This window comes from Qipengyuania sp. 902, from assembly GCF_051195295.1.
In the GTDB taxonomy this organism is placed as follows: Bacteria; Pseudomonadota; Alphaproteobacteria; order Sphingomonadales; family Sphingomonadaceae; genus Qipengyuania.
The window spans coordinates 1-2,527 of the sequence record NZ_JBNJLJ010000009.1; the positions used below are offsets into that span (position 1 = coordinate 1).

Here is a 2,527-nt window from a genome sequence, read left to right on the forward strand (position 1 = left end):
CGTTTAGAGTTTCGGACGCCGTGAGGCGTCGGAAAGTCGACGGTGCCCGAACCCGCGGGCCGCACGCGATGAGCTATGGGGATTTCGATTTCGGGTTTGTCCGGGCGTCTGCTGACGGTGCCGATAAGCGGACGTGCCTGAGAGCAGCCTGTCCGATTTTGCGGTGACACAGCAGCCGTGGGAAGCGCGTCCGTCCGATTTTGGCGATGGGACGACCGCTCTTGGACGGACGATATGCAGACGTCCTTGTCGCCGGAAGCGTGGCTGCGGCGGGGCGCGAGGGTGTCGGGCCGTGCCGGATCACGGCGTAGGCATCCCGGATGGGACGATCGGGTATGGCGGGCCGCGCGGCAGGTGGCAGCGCTGGAACGTCTCGATGACGACCATGCGCCCGCCGCAGCAAGGGCATGCCGGACGCGGATCGGTCGGTTCGCTGGAGGGCTCGTCCGTCGCCGGCGGTGCGATCGCTAGCAGCTGACGGGCGCGTTCGAGATGGGCTTTGCGGGTGCTGGCGGCGAGCAGGCCGTAGTGGCGGATGCGGTGGAACCCGCGCGGCAGGCAGTGCAGCAGGAAGCGGCGGATGAACTCGTCGGCGCTGAGCGTCATCACTTGCTGACGGTCTGGCGCGGAGCGGCGATAATCCTTGTAACGGAACGTGACGCCGCTCTCGCCGAACCGGAGAAGACGGCTGTTCGAGATGGCGATCCGGTGGGTGTAGCGCGACAGATAGGCGAGCACTGCCTCGGGACCGGCGAACGGCGGCCTGGCATAGACCACCCAGCGCTTCTTGCGCACTGGCGACAGGTGGCGCAGCAACGCGCGCCGGTCAGCAAGAGGTGCCAGCTGGCTGAAGAAGGCGAGCTTACCGGCATCGTGCAGCGCCAGCAGCCGGGTGAGGAACAGGCGGCGGAAGAGTGCACCCAGCACTCGCACCGGAAGGAGGAAAGCCGGGCGGGAGGATATCCATCTCTCCCCGTCCAGCGCGATGCCGCCTCCTGGCACGATCATGTGGATGTGCGGATGGTGGGTCATGGCCGAACCCCAGGTGTGAAGCACGGCGGTGATGCCGATCCGGGCGCCGAGATGCCTGGGATCGGCGGCGATGGTCAGCATCGTCTCCGAGGCGGTCTTGAACAGCAGGTCGTAAAGGAGCGCCTTGTTGGTGAACGCGATCTCGGCGATCTCGGCGGGCAGCGTGAACACGACATGGAAGTAACCGACCGGCAGCAGGTCGGCCTCGCGCGCGGCGAGCCAGGTCCGTGCGGCGGCGCCCTGGCACTTGGGGCAATGCCGGTTGCGGCAGGAGTTGTAGGCGATCCGCCAGTGCCCGCAGTCGGTGCAGGCCTCGACATGCCCGCCCAGCGCGGCGGTGCGGCAGTGCTCGATCGCCGACATGACCTTGAGCTGCTGCAGGCTCAGATGCTCGGCATGGGTAGCCCGATAAGCTGGCCCGGCGGCACGCAAGACGTCGGCGACCTCGAGTGAGGCGCGCACCGGCTCTCAGCCGCTTGGCGCCTTCTTGTCCGGTGCCGCGAGCGCGAGCCGATCGAGCGGGCTGACCACCGCCCGCATCGTCTTGGTCGCCACCTGGGCGTAGAACGCGGTGGTGCCCAGCCTGGCGTGGCCGAGCAGCACCTGGATGACGCGGATATCGACCCCGTCCTCGAGCAGGTGGGTCGCAAAACTGTGCCGCAGGGTGTGCGGTCCGACCCGCCTGGCGATGTCGGCTGCCTCGGCGGCTTCGACGACGACGCGGTGGAGCTGCCGTGTGCTGATCGGCAGCATGCCGCCTCGACCGGGGAAGAGCCAGCCATCGGCGTGGAGCACGCCCTGCTGCCGGCCCGCGCGCCACCAGTCGCGCAGCAGCACGAGCAACCCTTCGGGCAGCATGGCATTGCGATAGCGCCCGCCCTTGCCGCGTTCGATCCTGAGCAGCATGCGCTTGCTGTCGATATCGCGCACCTTGAGCGCCGCGACCTCGCCGACGCGCAGACCCGCGCCATAGGCGACCGACAACGCGGCCTGGTGCTTGAGGCAGGTGGTCGCATCGAGCAGCCGCTTCACCTCGGTCTGCGTCAACACCACCGGGATCTTGCGGGCGTGCGCGGTGCGGACCAGCTTACGGGCAAGCTCGGGACGGTCGAGCGTGTGAGTGAAGAAGAACCGCAGGGCCGCCACAATGCTGTTCATGGTCGGCGCCGGGATGCCGGCGTCCCGCTGCTCGATCTGGAACCGCCGGACATCCTCGGCGGTCGCGGTGTGGGGCGAGCGCCCCAGCCAGGTCGCGAACCGCCCGACATCGCGCAGATAGTTGCGCTGCGTCTCCGGGCTGAACCGGCGCAGGGTCATATCTTCGATCAGCCGCTGGCGCAGCGGGCTGACAGGCCCAATCGGAATAATCTCGTTCATCGTTCGACTCCTCGGTTGAAGGAGCCACGATCGTCTGCCTCTCTCGGACCAGACGCTACGCCCGTCGTTCTACATCACCCTCACCACAAGCAACCATCCCGCGAAGCGGGTTCGTGCA

2 protein-coding genes are annotated in these 2,527 nt (G+C 67.7%); both read right to left on the reverse strand.

What is annotated here, in order from left to right; all coding sequences use genetic code 11:
- Window positions 1-300: 300 nt before the first annotated feature.
- Window positions 301-1,494, reverse strand: a complete 1,194-nt coding sequence (locus tag ACSH0F_RS15125) for an IS91 family transposase (protein ID WP_435203927.1) — start codon at window positions 1,492-1,494, stop codon at window positions 301-303.
- Between the two features lie 6 nt (window positions 1,495-1,500).
- Entirely contained in the window at window positions 1,501-2,409 is a 909-nt protein-coding gene (locus ACSH0F_RS15130) for a tyrosine-type recombinase/integrase (RefSeq protein WP_435203928.1), read from the reverse strand.
- Between the last annotated feature and the right edge of the window lie 118 nt (window positions 2,410-2,527).

Excerpts from the sequence above, each read along its gene's own strand:
- ACSH0F_RS15130 (WP_435203928.1), bottom strand. The coding sequence starts at position 2,409 with ATGAACGAGATTATTCCGATTGGGCCTGTCAGCCCGCTGCGCCAGCGG.